The organism is Luteimonas sp. MJ250 (assembly GCF_039548455.1).
In the GTDB taxonomy this organism is placed as follows: Bacteria; Pseudomonadota; Gammaproteobacteria; order Xanthomonadales; family Xanthomonadaceae; genus Luteimonas.
The window spans coordinates 399,467-414,678 of the sequence record NZ_JBCLVB010000011.1; the positions used below are offsets into that span (position 1 = coordinate 399,467).

The window sequence follows — 15,212 nt, forward strand, 5'->3', positions numbered from 1 at the left end:
TCGTCCATCAACGGAGAGTTCCCATGAAGCGCATCGCAATCCTCATTTTCGTCTCGCTGTTTTCCGCGGGCATGCTTTCCGCCTGCAACACCGTTGCCGGTGCTGGCAAGGACGTGCAGAAGGTCGGCGAGCAGGTCGAGGACGCGGCCGATGACACCGGCGCCACCGATCCCCGCTGAAGGTCCCGCTGAATCCGCAGTCATCGAGGTGAAGACCAGCCAACGAAACCTTGACCGTGCCGACATGTGGAGGCCCGCATGATGGACCCGGATCCACCGCAAGCGCGGTGACCTTTACCCCATCAACGAGGTGACGCATATGAACAAGGACATCATTTCCGGCAAGTGGACCCAGATCAAGGGCCAGGCGCAGGCGCGGTGGGGCGATCTCACCGACGATGTGTTCGATGTCGCCGAAGGCAACGGCGAATACCTGGCGGGCAAGCTGCAGGAGCAATACGGCTGGGAGCGTGACCGCGCCGAGCGCGAGGTCCGCGACTTCGAGAAGGGCCTCGGCTGACCGGAGAGTCGAGCAGCATCGGACGGGCCGGTTCGCCGGCCCGTTTTTTTTGTCCGCGGAGCGGGCGCTGCGGCGGGAGAGCCCGGGGAGGGCGAGCCGTGGCGGGCACTGGACTAGAATGGCGTTTTCCGCCTCCGGTCCCTGCATGAGCCTGCACGTCCTCACCGGCATCAAGCCCACCGGCGTTCCGCACCTGGGCAACTACGTCGGTGCGATCCGCCCCGCGGTGCTCGCAAGCGCGGCACCCGATGTCGAAAGCTTTTTTTTCCTTGCCGACTACCACGCGCTGATCAGCACCCATGATCCGGTGCGGGTGCAGCGTTCGACGCTGGAGATCGCGGCCAGCTGGCTTGCCTGCGGACTGGATCCTGAGCGCGTGGCGTTCTACCGCCAGTCGGACATCCCCGAGACCACCGAGCTGACCTGGCTGCTCACCTGCGTGGCGGGCAAGGGGCTGCTCAACCGCGCCCATGCCTACAAGGCCGCGGTCGATCGCAACCGCGCCGAAGGCAGCGACGACGATGCCGGCGTGACCGCGGGGCTTTACATGTATCCGGTGCTGATGGCCGCGGACATCCTGCTGTTCAACGCGCACAAGGTGCCGGTGGGCCGTGACCAGGTGCAGCACATCGAAATGGCGCGCGACTTCGCGCAGCGCTTCAACCATCTCTACGGCGCGCACTTCACCCTGCCCGAGGCGGCGGTGGAGGAGCAGGTCGCGACCCTGCCGGGCCTGGACGGCCGCAAGATGTCGAAGAGCTATGACAACGTCATCCCGCTGTTCGCGCCGCGCGAGCAGCTGCGCAAGCTGGTGCTTTCGATCGTGACCGACTCGCGTGCGCCGGGCGAGCCGAAGGACACCGCGGGTTCGGCGGTGTTCCAGCTCTACCAGGCCTTTGCGGGGGCCGGCGACACCGAGGCGATGCGCCATGCGTTCGCCGGCGGCATTTCTTGGGGCGACGCCAAGGAGCGGCTGGTCGAGCGCATCGACACCGAGCTTGCGCCGATGCGCGAGCGCTACGACGCCCTGGTGGCCGACCCGGCCGGCATCGAACGCGTGCTGCGCCTGGGCGGCGAGCGCCTGCGCGACGAGCGCGCGCGGCCGCTGCTGGCGCGGCTGCGCGATGCGGTCGGGCTGCGCGACCTGGGCACGCGCGGCGGCGGAATCGCGGCGTCGTCCGCTGCGGGTGAAGGCGCGGCCAGGCCGGCGCCGCCGGTGTTCAAGCAGTATCGCGAAGCCGATGGCCGCTTCCACTTCAAGCTTGTCGACGGCGAGCGCCTGCTGCTGCAGGGCGCCGGCTTCGAGTCGCCCCGCGACTGTGGCCGCGTGGTGGCGTCCTTGAAGTCGGGAACCGCGCCCCCCCGCATCGACGAGGCCGGCCAGGTCCTGCTCGACGGCGCGGCCGTTGGCGCGCTGGGCGCGGGCGTGGACGAGGCCGCGCTGGTGCAGGCGCTTGGGCGCTTCGGGGACGACGAGGGATGAATCCGCTGGTCGAAGTGAACCTCACCCTGATCCTGTTCCTGCCCTGGTTCCTGATCCTGGCGACCCTGTTCTGGATCTATCCGCGCCAGCCGCGGGGCCCTGTGCGGCGGCTGTACGACGTGGTCGCGCTGCTGGCGGCGCTGGCGGTGTTCGTGGCCAGCCTGTACTGGTCGCACCAGGTCGCAGACCCGGCGCACGGCCGCATGTGGCGGCAGATCCTCGCCACCGCGCTGGGCTACGGCGTGTTCCTGGCGGCCATGCTGTTCGCGGTGGTGCTGCGGATGCTGCTGTTCCGCCGGCGCTGAGCGCGTTGGACCAAAGTCGTATCGGCGCGGCCGGCGCGTTCCCCCAGGCTCCGGGATCACGGTCACAGCGAGGGTAACGCGTGGGATTGGGCGACGGCATCACCATCATCGATACCGGCTTCGGCGAACGGCCCGCCTTCTGCGCCGCCTACCTGGTGGCGGAAGCCGGGCGTGCGGCGCTGATCGACTGCGGCACCCTGCACAGCGTGCCGCGCATGCTCGCCGCGCTGGACGCCGCCGGGGTGGCGCGCGATGCCGTCGACTACCTCATCGCCACCCACGTCCACCTCGACCATGCCGGTGGCGCCGGCGCGCTGCTGCGCGAGCTGCCCGCCGCGCGCCTGGTGGTGCATCCACGCGGCGCTCCGCACATGCTCGATCCGGCCAGGCTGATCGCGAGTGCGCGGCAGGTCTACGGTGATGCGCTGTTCGATCGTGCCTACGGCGGGCTGGTGCCGGCGCCGGCGGAGCGCGTGCTGGAGGCGGCCGACGGCCAGGTTCTGGACCTGGCGGGCCGCCCGCTGCTGCTGGCGCACACGCCCGGGCATGCACTGCACCACCTGTCGGTGTGGGACGCGCGCACGCGCGCCTGGTTCACCGGCGATGTCTTCGGCATTTCCTATCGGGAGTTCGACGTCGGCGGCCGCCCGTTCGCGATCCCGACCACGTCACCGGTGCAGTTCGACCCGGGGCAGATGAAGGACTCCGTGCGGCGCCTGTTGGCGGCGGAGCCGGAGGTCTGCTACGTCACCCACTTCGGCGCCGTGCGCGACGTGCGGCGCGTGGGCCTGCGCCTGGTCGAACAGGTCGATGCGATGGTCGCGCTGGCGCAATTCCTGGCCGATGCGCCGGACGCGCACGCCGCGCTGAAGCAGGCGTTGACGACGCTCTACGTGGACCGTGCGCGCATCCACGGCGTTGGCGATCCAGAACAGCAGGTGCCCGCGCTGCTGGACATGGACATCGAGCTCAACGCGCAGGGCCTGGCCGCGTGGATGGAGCGCGAGCGCAGGCAGGCGGCGCGCGGCGGCTGAAGCGCCGCGAGCCGCGCCCACGGGCGTGGCGCGCGGCGATGTCACGGCGCGGAAGGTGGCGTCAGTTCGCCAGCGCCATGTCGTCCAGCAGCGCCTTGAGGAAGCGCGCGGCCTCGCCGCCGGTCGCGGCGCGGTGGTCGAAGGTCAACGAGATCGGCATCCTGCGGTGCACCTCGATGCCGCCGATCACGGCCACCACGTCCTGGCTCAGCTTGCCGGCGCCGACGATGGCCACGCACGGCGGCACCACCACCGGAGTGGCGTAGCGGCCGGCGAACATGCCGAAGTTCGACAGGCTGATCGTGTAGCCCGACAGTTCGCTGGCCGGGATGCTGCGGTCCTCGACCTGGGCCCGCAGGCGCTGGATGCCGGCGCGCACGCCGGTGGCGTCGAGCACGTCGGCATTGCGAAGCGCCGGCACGAACAGGCCGTCGTCGGTGTCCACGGCGATGCCGATGTCGACCTGCGGATGCATGGTGCGGGTCAGGCTGTCACCGTCGAACCAGGCGTTGAGCGCGGGCACGGCCTTGGCCGCGGTGCAGATCGCGCGGATCAGGCGCGCGGTGATGTCCTGCTTGCCGGCCCAGGCGTGCAGGTCGGCGTCATCGACCAGGGTGGTCGGCACGACCTGGGCGTGTGCGGCGGCCATGACGCGCGCCATGTTGCGGCGCACGCCCTTGAGCTGCTCGGGCTGGCCGCTGGCGGTGACGCCCGGCGGCTGCGTGCGCATCGGCTTGCCGCTTGCGGACAGCGCGGTGCGATCGCCGGCGGCACGGCCGGCGGCTGCGCCTGTGGGAGCGGCCATGGCCGCGACCGGCGCTGCGGTATTCGCGGCCGTAGCCGCGCCCACAGCAGCCGCGGCTCCCATCGGCGCACTGCCGTCGGCCGCGGCGCGCTTCACGTCGGCCATGGTCACGGTGCCATCGGTGCCGGTGCCGCGCACGCGGCCGAGGTCGACCTTGAGCTTGCGCGCCTGTGCGCGCACGGCGGGCATGGCGCGCACGCCGCCCACGGCCACGGCCTGTTCGCTGCGCACGGCGTCCGACGACTGCATGGCGCCGACCACGGTACCGCTGTCGTTGCGCTCGCCGCCCTCGCTGATCGCCCCGCCGTCATCGGATGCCACGACCTTGTCGTCCGGCGCCGGGTCCTGGCTGCCGACGCCGTGTCCGCCACCGCCGTGGTGGTGGCCGGTGTCCTGGCCCTCCGCACGCTGCGGCAGGCCGGGATCGATCTCGAATTCGGCCAGCATCGCGCCGGTGACCACCACGTCGCCGGCGGCGCCGGCGAGCTTCAGCACCTTGCCCGAGACCGGCGAAGGCACGTCGACCACGGCCTTGGCGGTCTCCATCGACACCAGGTTCTCGTCCAGGCGGATGATGTCGCCCTCCTTGATGAACCACTCGACGATGGTGGCGTCGGGCAGTCCTTCGCCGAGGTCGGGGAGGTAAAAGGTCTTCTTGTCGGCCATGGTGTCCTCGGGAATCCGGTGCTCCAGCGTGGGAGCGGTTGCGTTCGGTTCGCCGGCCCGGTGCAACGGGCGCGGCGGTGTCGTCGTGTCGCCTGCTGCGTCGCGCAGCGGTACGGCAGCGCGGGCGGATTGCCGGCTGCCGCGCGTGCTCAGCCGGCGGCCATCGCCCGCTTCACCGCGGCGACGATCTTTTCGACGCTGGGCAGGTACTTCATTTCAAGACGGAACAGCGGGATGTGCGTGTCGTAGCCGGTCACGCGCTCGACCGGTGCCAGCAGGTCGTACATGCACTCCTCGGCCAGGCGCGCGGCGATTTCACCGCCGAAGCCGGCGGTCTTGGGCGCCTCGTGCACGATCACGCAGCGGCCGGTCTTCGCGACCGATTCGGCAATGGTGTCGAAGTCCAGTGGGGTCAGCGTGGCGACGTCGATGACTTCGGCGCTGATGCCGTCCTTCGCCAGCGCATCGGCGGCCTCCAGCGTCTCCTTCACCTGCGCGCCCCAGGTCACCAGGGTCACGTCGGTGCCGTCGCGCAGCACGAAGCACACGTCCAGCGGCAGCGCTTCGCCGTCGTCCGGCACCACTTCCTTGTACTGGCGGTAGATGCGCTTGGGTTCCATGAAGATCACCGGATCCGGCTCGCGGATCGCAGCCAGCAGCAGGCCGTAGGCGCGCGCGGGCGACGACGGCAGGACCACCCGCAGGCCAGGGACGTTGGTGAACAGCGCCTCGTTGGCTTCGGAATGGTGCTCCGGCGCGCGGATGCCACCGCCCCACGGCACGCGCAGCACCATCGGGCAGGTCAGGCGGCCGCGCGTGCGGTAACGGAAGCGCGCCGCGTGGCAGATGATGTGGTCGAGCATCGGATAGACGAAGCCGTCGAACTGGGCCTCGGCGATCGGCTTCATGCCCTGCGCGGCCATGCCGACGGTCAGCCCGGCGATGGTGGTTTCGTCCAGCGGGGTGTCGATCACGCGCAGGTCGCCGAACTCGGCGTGCAGGCCGGCGGTGGCGCGGAACACGCCGCCGTTGACGCCGACGTCCTCGCCCAGCACCACGACCGAATCGTCGTTGCGCATCTCGTAGGCCAGGGCCTGGGTCACGGCCTCGATCAGGGTGATGGCGGCGGGCGCCGCGTCCTTCGCCACGGCGCTCACGAGCGCTTCTCCAGCGCGATGGCAGCCGCGCGCTGTTCAAGCAGGTCGGCAGGCGGGTCTGCATACAGATAGTCGAACATCGCTTCCACGGGCTGCACCTTGCACTCCAGGTAGGCGTTGATTTCCACGTCGACCATCTGGCCGCACTCCTCGATCCAGGCCGTTTCCTGCGCCTCGTCCCAGACGCCCTGGGCGGTGAGCCAGGTGCGCAGGCGGGTCATCGGCTCGCGGGTCCAGCCGTCCTTGACCTCGGCCTCGTCGCGGTAGCGGCGGGCGTCGTCGGCGGTGGTGTGGTCGTGCAGCCGGTAGGTCATGAATTCGATGACGCTGCCGCCGCCGCCCGAGCGCGCGCGCTCCATGGCGCGGCGCATGCCCTCGAGCACGGCGAACAGGTCGTTGCCGTCCACCTGCAGGCAGTGCAGGCCGCCGGCCAGGCCCTTCTGGGCCAGGGTCTTGGCGCCGGTCTGCGACTTGCGCGGCACCGAGATCGCCCAGCCGTTGTTGATGATGCACTGGATGAAGGGCAGCGCGTAGGCGCCGGCGGAGTTGATCGCGGCGTAGGTATCGGTCTTGGACGAACCGCCGTCGCCGCAGCAGGTCACGGCCACGCGGTCTTCGCCGCGGAGCTTGAACGACAGCGCCGCGCCGGCCGCGTGCAGGCACTGGGTCGCGATCGGCACGCACCACGGGAAATCGTGCTTCGGGCCGGAGAAGTCGTTGCCGCGCTCGTCGCCGCCCCAGTACATCAGGACGTCGCGCGGCTTCACGCCGCGCATGAACTGCGCGCCGTATTCACGGTAGCTGGGGGCGAACACGTCCTCCGGGCGCATCGCGGCGCCGATGCCGATGTGCGTGGCCTCGTGGCCCAGGCTGGCGGCGTAGGTGCCGAGCTTGCCGGTGCGCTGCAGTGCGATGGCCTTGGTGTCGAAAGTGCGCACCATCAGCATCTGCTTGAAAAGCGGCAGGATTTCGGCCGCCGGAAGGGCCTCCGGGGGCAGGTCGGCCACCAGGGTGCCGTCAGGGCCAAGGTACTGGAGGTATTCGATTTCAAAGGTCGCGGCAACGCTCATGCGGGCACGTGCTCGGTCATCCACGGGAGCCGGACATGATACCCGCAGGGCGTTTCGCGTTCGTTGCGCGCTGCGGCAACGCCGTCCGTGGCGTGGCCGGGGGTGGAGCGGCGTGCGAGGCACGCCGCATCGGCTTGCGGCGTCAGTCGCCGCGGACGGTGTGGATCCGGGCGCGGGCGGCGTTGTTTCCGGTGTCGGGATCATCGATGTCCGACTCCACCTGGACCGTGACGTCGTACCTGGGTGGGGTGAGGCGACCGCCGGTGCCGGTCATGAACTGCAGGCTGCGGGTCTGGCCGGCTTCGAACGGACCCTCCAGGAGGCAGAGCGCCCGGAAGGGATTGGCCGACTCGGTGACGCAATCGAGCGCGCTGCCGACATGGACCAGATTCTCGCGAACGCCGGTCGACAAGCGCACGACCACGTCTTCCACGGTCGCCGCACCCTCGTTGCGCACGCTGATCGCGTGGCTTCCCCAGGCACCGCGGACGATCCGCTCGGCCGCCACCATCGTCACCGCCAGGTCGGCCTGTGCATCGACGGCGATCGTGGCGCTGTCGCTGTCGTTGGCCGCCTCGGGATCTTCGGTCTGCGAGGTTGCCGCGGCCGTCAGCGTGGCCGTGTGGCCCGCGAGGTGCGCGGGGGCCGTCGCACGGAGCGTGAACGCGGCCGTGGCGGACGCTGCCAGGGTGTCGGCGGTACATGCGGAGGTGGTCAGGCCAGCCTCGGCCGTCGTCGCATCGCAGGTCCAGCCGGCAGGCGCCTCGACCGTCAGCGTCGGCAACAATGTGCCCACCGAGAAGCCTACTCCCGGGAACCCGGCTGCGTCGGGGCCTTCATTCCGGGCGTGCACCACCCAGCTCATCGTCCCGCCCACCTGCACGGCGGACTGGGGCGTGCTCACCACGGCCTGCATGTCGGCGAACTGGATGGCGTTCATGCGCAGCATCAGCACCGACGGGTCGTGGTCGGACAGGCGCGCGGCGCTGTCGGGGTCGTTGCGCGCGGTTTCCGGGAAGTCGGCGTTGAGCCGGGCGTGGCTGATGGTCCACGAGTTGAACAGCGGCGAGGCCAGCAGCCTCTGGTTCACAAGGATGTGGTCGAGCGACTGTGCGTTGTTCTCGAACACGAACGAGTATCGCTGCGACGGATCCAGGGCATGTGTCGCGTTCACGTAGCCGGGCTCGACGAGGTTGGCCCCGTCGTGCTCGACCGCCGTGGCCTCGTCGGGCGAAGCCATGCCCGTCAGGGCACCCATCACGTCGACGTAGCCATCGTTGAACTCGAACGCGTTGAAGTCACCGAGCACCACGACCTTGCGGTCGAGCAGCGGGCTCTGCAGCTCCTGCAGCAGGTTTGCGAGGAATCCGGCCTGGATCTGGCGCTTCTGCCGCACGCGGTCACCGTTGGTGCCGGTACCCAGCGGGGTTTCGTCATTGATGCCGCTGAGCGAACGCTGGTGCACGGTCACCACGGTGATGGGAAACGCGCGGCCGTCGGCGAAGTTCACCACCGCGTGGAGGACCAGCGGCGGACGGTCGTTGATGCGCGAGGTCGAGCCGTCGCCGGCATAGGTCCAGGTATCGGTCGCGCCGACCTGCTCCAGCGCCACCAGCTGCACCCGCTGGAGGCCCGCGGCGATCTCGCCGGACTTCACCAGGAAACCGACGTCGATGCCGCCGACGTCGTTGCCTTCCTCGAGGTAGGCGGCGTAGCCGGGATCGGGCTCGCCCAGCGCCACCGCATCGGCATTGATCCTGTCGGCCAGCGCCTGCAGCGTGGGCAGGTTCTCGACTTCGCTCACGCCGATCACGTCGGGCGAATGCATGTAGGCGCGGATGCCGAGCGAGGCCTTGTTGAGCCGGGCCGCGAACGCGTCGGCGGTGAGCACCGGTTCGCTGATGGCCGGATCGTTCACCGTGTCGAAGAAGCGCTGCAGGTTGTAGGTGGCGAAGGTGGCGTGGTCCTCGCTGGGCACCACCGCGCCGCGCGGCTGGTCGAGGCCGTCGCAGGCGGTCGCCAGGGGGCCTTCGGGATAGATGGTGTAGCGGCGGAAGGTGTAGTCCAGCGGACCGGTCAGCGTACCGTCGACGATCCGGCAGCCGGCGGCCAGGTCCGCCTGCGGCGCGCCGATGGCGTCGCTGTCCACCGCGATGACCTCGGGGTTGAAGTCCCAGCGCGGGATGGCGGTGGCCGTGGTGCCGCTCGGATCCGGGTCGGGCACCTGGATGCCGGCCTCGCGCAGCGGGCGCGGTACGCCGGTGACCACCACCGCGAACTGGCCGTTGCCGGTCGACGTGGCATTGGCTTCGCTGGTGTTGCCGCGGGTGGGCGCGACCACGGTGGCGCTCGCGATGCTGACGCGCATGCCTTCGAAGGCCTCGAGCTGGCCGAGCCCGCCCTCGGGCAGCACGCTGTCCGCCGCCAGCACCATCGGCGCCGGCAGCGCATGGCCGGTGCCGAGCTGGGTGACGGTGGCGAAAGTCAGCTCGGTCATCGGCAGCTGGTAGGGATCGGCGGCGGGAATGTATTCCTCCACCGTGGCCTGCACGCGCACGCGGTGGCCAATCGAGGCCGCCGCGGGCGGGGCCCCCGCGGTGAACACGAAGATGCCCTCGGACGTGGCGTCGTCGCCGTCGTCCTGGCCGTCGGCGGTCTGCATGAAAAAGCCGTTGTTCTTGCGCGCGGTGACGATGCCCTCGGTCACCACCGACTGGCCCGCGAGCGGCGAGCTCGCGCCCGCGCCCTGGATGGCGGCGATCGGCACGATCGTGAAGTCGTCGTTGACGATGGTGCCGGTGCCAACGAGGGTGCCGTCCGCCGCGCCGGAGATGTTCGACAGCGCCAGGCCGAAGGTTTCGTCGGCCTCGGCCACGGTGTCACCGACCACGGTGACCGAGAGCGAGATCGAGGTGTCGCCTTCGGCGATGGTGGCCGTGCCGCTCTTGGCGACGTAGTCCTCGCCGGCCAGCGCGGTGCCGTTGGCGGTCGCATAGTCGAAGCTGGCGCCGCCGGGACCGGCGGGCCGGCTCAGGCCGACCTGGAAGAACATCTCGGTGGTGCCCGAATCGCCCTCGGCCACGCTGCCGTTGCCGAGGTTGATCACCGGGACGGCGCCGCCGCCGCCGGCAACCACGCTGATGTCGTCGATGCCGATCCATTCGTCGTTGCCGGCGGCGTTCGTGGTCATGATCCGCAGCTCAACCAGCGCCTGGTTGTCGGCGTCGGCGGGCAGATTCACCGACACCGGCGTGTCGCGCGTGCCGCCGGGGCTGCTGGCGTCGGCGACGTAGGCCTCGGGCACGTTGCTGAAGTCGCCGATGCCGCCGACGCGGTAGTGCAGGGCGACCTGCTGGACGGCGTCGTCGGCCGAGGCGTCGACGTCGCGCAGGCGGTAGGACACCTGGATGCCGCTCGCGCCGCGGGTGTCGAGGTGGATCCTGAGATAGGGCGCGTCCGCCGAACCGCTGCCCTGCAGCGCCACCACCGGATCGGCGATGTGGAACTCGGCCACGCCGCCGTTGCTGATGCTGGTACTTGTCTGGTTGGCGATCACGTCGACGACGCCGGCGGCATCGGCGCCCAGCACCGTCTGCGGGTCGACCCCGTTGGCCGAAGTCAGGTCGCCGCCGAGGTAGCCGAGGATGCCGGGCACGTTCGACCAGTCGTCATTGGCGGTGACCAGGCCGGTATCGGTCCAGTCCTGCGCGAACGGCAGCGCCTGCGGCGTGGAATCGGCGTGCGCGGCGCCGATGGCCGCGGACAGGGCAAGGGCGAGCGCCAGGCGGCGCGGAGTCGGTTGCATGGTGTGGTTCCCCTGGAAGATGTCTGGCGCGGCCCCCGCCGCAGCTCCGCGATTCTGCACCAGCCGGGCGGCAGCTGTGTGACGCACCCGGACTCGGCCATCCCCCGCCACGGGAGGGGCCTGCGCTACCCTTTGCGCATGAGCATCGAACACAACGAACGCGCCCTGGAGGCCGGCATCCACACCGAGCTTTCCGGCCGCATGACCTACGGCGGCTACCTGCGTCTGGACCGGCTGCTGTCAGCGCAGCAGCCGGTGACCGACCCGCCGCACCACGACGAAATGCTGTTCATCATCCAGCACCAGGTCTCGGAGCTGTGGCTGAAGCTGCTGGTCCACGAGCTGCAGGCGGCGGTCGGCCACCTGCGGGCGGGCCGGCTGGACCCGTGCCAGAAAATCTTCGCGCGCTGCAAGGGCGTGCTGCGCCAGCTGACCGCGATGTGGTCGGTGCTGGAAACGCTCACGCCTTCGGAGTACGCCGAGTTCCGCGACCTGCTGGGGCCGTCCTCGGGCTTCCAGTCGGCCCAGTACCGCACCGTCGAGTTCCTGCTCGGCAACAAGAACGCGGGCATGCTGAAGGTCTTCGCCCACGACCCCGCGGCCGAGGCCATGCTGCGCGGCGCGCTCGAAGCGCCCGGCCTGTACGACGAGGCCCTGCGCCACCTGGCGCGCACCGGCCACGCCGTGCCGGCGCGCCACCTGGAGCGCGACTGGACCCGGCCGCACGTGATGGACGACGAGCTGATGCCGGTGTTCGAGCGCATCTACCGCGACACCGCCTCGCACTGGGAGGCCTACCACCTCTGCGAGGACCTGGTGGACCTGGAAACCGAGTTCCAGCTCTGGCGCTTCCGCCACATGCGCACGGTGATGCGCATCATCGGCTTCAAGCGCGGCACCGGCGGTTCCAGCGGCGTGGGCTTCCTGAAGCAGGCGCTGGATCTGACCTTCTTCCCGGAGCTGTTCGAGGTGCGCACGCGCATCGGCGGCGCGCCGGACGGCGCCTACTAAGCGGGTGATGGAGGCGCGAGCCTGCCGTCGGTCCGCCTGCTAGGATCCGCCACTGATTCCAAGGGGATATTGCATGAACCAGCCAGCACAGGAACGCGCCACCGCGTCGCGCGGCCCCGTTTCGCGCGCCCTCGACGCCATCGAGCGCGTCGGCAACCGGCTTCCGGATCCGGCGATCCTGTTCCTGATCCTGATGCTGGCGACCTGGGCGATTTCGGCGCTGCTGTCCGGGGTCAGCTTCAGCGAGATCGATCCGCGCAGCGGTGATCCGGTGGTGATCCGGAACCTGCTCTCCGGGGCCAGCCTGACCGCGTTCATGGCCACGATGGTGTCGACCTTCGTGAACTTCGCGCCGCTGGGCGTGGTGCTGGTCGCCATGCTCGGCCTGGGCGTGGCCGAGCACACCGGCTTCATCAACGCGGTGCTGCGCGCGATCCTCGGCGTGACCCCGAAGATGCTGCTGACGCCGGCGCTGATCGGCGTGGGCATCCTCAGCCACGTCGCGGTCGACGCTGGCTACGTGCTGGTGATCCCGCTGGGCGCGGTGATCTTCTATGCCGCCGGGCGCCACCCGCTGGCCGGCATCGCGGCGGCCTTCGCAGGCGTGTCGGGCGGCTTCTCCGCGACGTTCTTCGTGCCATCGAGCCTCGACCCGATGCTGGCCGGTCTGACCCAGGAGGCCGCGCGCATCATCGCGCCCGAGGCCCTGGTCAATCCGATGAACAACTACTTCTTCACCACCGCTTCGACCTTCCTGGTGGTGCTGGTCGGCTGGTTTCTGACCGATCGCGTCATCGAGCCGCGCCTGCAGGCCACGGTCGTCGACGGTGACAGCGGCGACATGCCGACCATGGATCCGCTGACGCCCGTCGAGAAACGCGCCCTGTGGAGCGCGCTCGCGGCCATGGGCGTGGCCGTGGTCCTGTTCGTGCTGAGCCTGCTGCCGGCGGGGACGCCGTGGGCCGCGGATCCGGCCACGCTGCCGGCCTCGACCCATCCGCTGCTCGCATTCAGTGCGCCGCTGATGCAGTCGATCGTGGCCCTGATCTTCCTGTTCTTCCTGATTCCGGGCGTGGTCTACGGCTACGTGTCGGGCACGGTCGGCAGCCATCGCGACATCGTCCAGGGCATGAGCAAGTCGATGAGCGGCATGGGCTACTACATCGTCATGGCGTTCTTCGCCGCGCAGTTCATCTACGCATTCAGCCAGTCCAACCTGGGCGTGCTGCTGGCGATCAAGGGCGCCAACGCGCTGCAGTCGATGGGCCTGCACATGTCGCTGATGGTGATCGGCATCGTGCTGCTTTCGGGGACGGTGAACCTGCTGATCGGATCGGCGTCGGCCAAGTGGGCGCTGATCGGCGCAATCATGGTGCCGATGATGATGCAGCTGGGAATCTCGCCCGACCTGACCCAGGCCGCCTACCGCGTGGGCGACTCGAGCACCAACATCATCACGCCGCTGATGCCCTATTTCCCGCTGATCGTGGTGTTCTGCCAGAAGTACGTGAAGTCGGCCGGCGTCGGCACGCTGCTGGCACTGATGCTGCCGTTCTCGGTGACGCTGCTGGTCACCTGGAGCCTGTTCCTGGTCGGATTCTGGGCGCTGGGCCTGCCGCTGGGCGTGGGTTCGAGCTACGGCTACCCGGGCTGACGACGGCCGCGCAAACGGTCCCGCACTTCCCCTTGGCGGCGGCATCACGCTAAGTTAACCGGTCGGCCAGCGCGCCGTACCCAATCAGCCAGGAGTAGCGAGTGACCCCGAATCCCTACGCAGCCGAGGAAAAGAAGACCATCCTCGGCCATCCGCGCGGCCTGTTCGTGCTGTTCTTCGCCGAGATGTGGGAGCGGTTCTCCTACTACGGCATGCGCGCGCTGCTGATCTTCTACCTCGTCCAGCACTGGATGTTCTCCGACGGCGAGGCCTCGGTGATCTACGGCGCCTACACCGCGCTGGTGTACATCGCGCCGGTGGTGGGAGGGTATCTGGCCGACCGCTACCTGGGGCAGCGCAAGGCGGTGCTGTTCGGCGCGGTGCTGCTGACCTTCGGCCACTTCCTGATGGCATTCGAAGGCACCGGTGGCCAGGGTGCGGCCGAGATCAACATCTTCTGGCTGGCGCTGTCCTTCATCATCGTCGGCTCGGGCTTCCTGAAGGCCAACATCTCGGTGATGGTCGGCCAGCTGTACCCGCGGACCGACATCCGGCGCGACCCGGCGTACACGATCTTCTACATGGGCATCAACCTGGGCGCGATGCTCGGTTCGCTGATCGCCGGCTACCTCGGCCAGACCTACGGCTGGAAGTACGGATTCGGTGCCGCCGGCGTCGGCATGCTGCTGGGCCTGGTGGTGTTCATCATCGGCAAGCCGATGCTGATGGGGCGCGGCGAACCGCGCGATCCGCAGCGGCTTGTGGCGCCGATGTTCGGTATCCGCTTCGAGTGGCTGCTCTACGCGCTCAGCTTCCTGACCGTGGGCCTGGTGTGGTGGATGATCCAGCACCAGAAGCTGGTCGGCTTCCTGCTGGGCGGCGCAGGCCTGATCCTGGTCTGCTACGTGCTGTACAAGGCGGTGTTCTCGATGCAGCGCGAAGAGCGCAACCGCATCTTCGCCGCGATGTACCTGATCATCGGCTCGATCCTGTTCTGGGCGCTGTTCGAGCAGGCCGGTGCGTCGCTGAACCTGTTCACCGACCGCTCGGTCGACCGCAACATCCTCGGCTGGGAAGTCCCGGCCTCGATGTTCCAGTCGCTGAACTCGATCTACATCGTCTGCCTGGCGCCGCTGTTCGCGATGATGTGGCTGGCCCTGGCCCGGCGCGGCCTCGAGCCGTCGACCCCGGCGAAGTTCGCCATCGGTGTGGTGCTGGTGGGTGCGGGCTTCCTTGCCCTGGTCGCCGGTGCCAATGCGTCGACCGTGGGCGCGACCCCGGTGATCTTCATCTTCGTGATCTACCTGATCCACACCCTCGGCGAGCTGTGCCTGTCGCCGGTAGGCCTGTCGGCGATGAACCGGCTGACGCCGGCCCACATGGCCAGCCTGATCATGGGCACGTGGTTCTTCGCCTCGGCCACCGGCAACTTCGCCGCGGGCCTGATCTCGGCCGCCACCGGCGGCGAGGGCGCGGGCCCGGAGAAGGTGCTGGATGTCTATTCCAACGTCGGCTGGCTGGCGGTGGGCGTGGGCATCGTGATGCTGTTGATCGCACCGCTGGTGAAGAAGCTGATGCACCTCGACACCTTGCGCGACGACGACCTCGCCGGACAGGACGAGCTGGCCGAGGCGGCAGCGGCAGGCATCGACATCACCGAAGAGCGTCGCTGACGCGAGAGTGTGCGCGACGACCCGGTCCGA

At 69.4% G+C, this 15,212-nt stretch carries 11 protein-coding genes and 1 pseudogene; 8 read left to right on the forward strand and 4 right to left on the reverse strand.

Annotation, left to right across the window (positions count from 1 at the left end):
- The first annotated feature begins 23 nt into the window (after positions 1-23).
- From WCE37_RS08515 to WCE37_RS08535, 5 genes and pseudogenes are all read left to right on the forward strand, one after another.
- Positions 24-179 (forward strand): entericidin A/B family lipoprotein, encoded by a 156-nt coding sequence (locus WCE37_RS08515; RefSeq protein ID WP_343254897.1) that lies wholly within the window; start codon positions 24-26, stop codon positions 177-179.
- A 139-nt stretch (positions 180-318) separates the two neighbouring features.
- Entirely contained in the window at positions 319-519 is a 201-nt protein-coding gene (locus WCE37_RS08520) for a CsbD family protein (RefSeq protein ID WP_343254896.1), read from the forward strand.
- Between the two features lie 145 nt (positions 520-664).
- Positions 665-1,864: pseudogene (locus WCE37_RS08525) on the forward strand (tryptophan--tRNA ligase); the annotation flags it as partial.
- Between the two features lie 134 nt (positions 1,865-1,998).
- Positions 1,999-2,307, forward strand: a complete 309-nt coding sequence (locus WCE37_RS08530; RefSeq protein ID WP_343278971.1) for a hypothetical protein — start codon at positions 1,999-2,001, stop codon at positions 2,305-2,307.
- A gap of 80 nt (positions 2,308-2,387) precedes the next feature.
- Positions 2,388-3,341 carry an MBL fold metallo-hydrolase gene (locus WCE37_RS08535; protein WP_343278972.1) on the forward strand — a complete coding sequence of 318 codons (954 nt, stop codon included), beginning with the start codon at positions 2,388-2,390 and terminating at the stop codon, positions 3,339-3,341.
- 61 nt (positions 3,342-3,402) lie between these two features.
- Here the strand turns inward: WCE37_RS08535 and WCE37_RS08540 are convergent, their stop codons facing one another.
- From WCE37_RS08540 to WCE37_RS08555, 4 genes are all read right to left on the reverse strand, one after another.
- A complete protein-coding gene (locus WCE37_RS08540; RefSeq protein ID WP_343278973.1) occupies positions 3,403-4,812 on the reverse strand; it encodes a dihydrolipoamide acetyltransferase family protein in 1,410 nt (469 codons plus the stop codon).
- A gap of 149 nt (positions 4,813-4,961) precedes the next feature.
- The gene (locus WCE37_RS08545; protein ID WP_343278974.1) at positions 4,962-5,969 is read right to left on the reverse strand and encodes an alpha-ketoacid dehydrogenase subunit beta; all 1,008 of its coding nucleotides are present in this window, start codon (positions 5,967-5,969) and stop codon (positions 4,962-4,964) included.
- Positions 5,966-7,039, reverse strand: a complete 1,074-nt coding sequence (gene pdhA, locus WCE37_RS08550) for a pyruvate dehydrogenase (acetyl-transferring) E1 component subunit alpha (RefSeq protein ID WP_343278975.1) — start codon at positions 7,037-7,039, stop codon at positions 5,966-5,968. Before pdhA ends, WCE37_RS08545 begins: the two co-directional genes overlap by 4 nt.
- Positions 7,040-7,181: 142 nt before the next feature.
- Positions 7,182-10,844, reverse strand: coding sequence for a Calx-beta domain-containing protein (locus WCE37_RS08555; protein WP_343278976.1), 3,663 nt, complete (start codon positions 10,842-10,844; stop codon positions 7,182-7,184).
- A gap of 138 nt (positions 10,845-10,982) precedes the next feature.
- Here WCE37_RS08555 and WCE37_RS08560 point away from each other — a divergent pair, with 138 nt between their 5' ends.
- From WCE37_RS08560 to WCE37_RS08570, 3 genes are all read left to right on the forward strand, one after another.
- Positions 10,983-11,855, forward strand: a complete 873-nt coding sequence (locus WCE37_RS08560; protein ID WP_343278977.1) for a tryptophan 2,3-dioxygenase family protein — start codon at positions 10,983-10,985, stop codon at positions 11,853-11,855.
- Positions 11,856-11,928: 73 nt separating this feature from the next.
- Positions 11,929-13,509: an AbgT family transporter gene (locus WCE37_RS08565; RefSeq protein ID WP_343278978.1), complete on the forward strand. Its 1,581-nt coding sequence runs from the start codon at positions 11,929-11,931 to the stop codon at positions 13,507-13,509.
- A 101-nt stretch (positions 13,510-13,610) separates the two neighbouring features.
- Positions 13,611-15,182 (forward strand): peptide MFS transporter, encoded by a 1,572-nt coding sequence (locus WCE37_RS08570; RefSeq protein ID WP_343278979.1) that lies wholly within the window; start codon positions 13,611-13,613, stop codon positions 15,180-15,182.
- Positions 15,183-15,212: the final 30 nt, after the last annotated feature.

Bases quoted from the DNA above. Each gene is read 5' to 3' on its own strand.
- WCE37_RS08530 (WP_343278971.1), top strand. From the start codon at position 1,999: ATGAATCCGCTGGTCGAAGTGAACCTCACCCTGATCCTGTTCCTGCCC.
- pdhA (WP_343278975.1), bottom strand. From the start codon at position 7,039: ATGAGCGTTGCCGCGACCTTTGAAATCGAATACCTCCAGTACCTTGGC.
- WCE37_RS08520 (WP_343254896.1), top strand. From the start codon at position 319: ATGAACAAGGACATCATTTCCGGCAAGTGGACCCAGATCAAGGGCCAG.
- WCE37_RS08515 (WP_343254897.1), top strand. From the start codon at position 24: ATGAAGCGCATCGCAATCCTCATTTTCGTCTCGCTGTTTTCCGCGGGC.
- WCE37_RS08555 (WP_343278976.1), bottom strand. From the start codon at position 10,844: ATGCAACCGACTCCGCGCCGCCTGGCGCTCGCCCTTGCCCTGTCCGCG.
- WCE37_RS08540 (WP_343278973.1), bottom strand. From the start codon at position 4,812: ATGGCCGACAAGAAGACCTTTTACCTCCCCGACCTCGGCGAAGGACTG.
- WCE37_RS08565 (WP_343278978.1), top strand. From the start codon at position 11,929: ATGAACCAGCCAGCACAGGAACGCGCCACCGCGTCGCGCGGCCCCGTT.
- WCE37_RS08560 (WP_343278977.1), top strand. From the start codon at position 10,983: ATGAGCATCGAACACAACGAACGCGCCCTGGAGGCCGGCATCCACACC.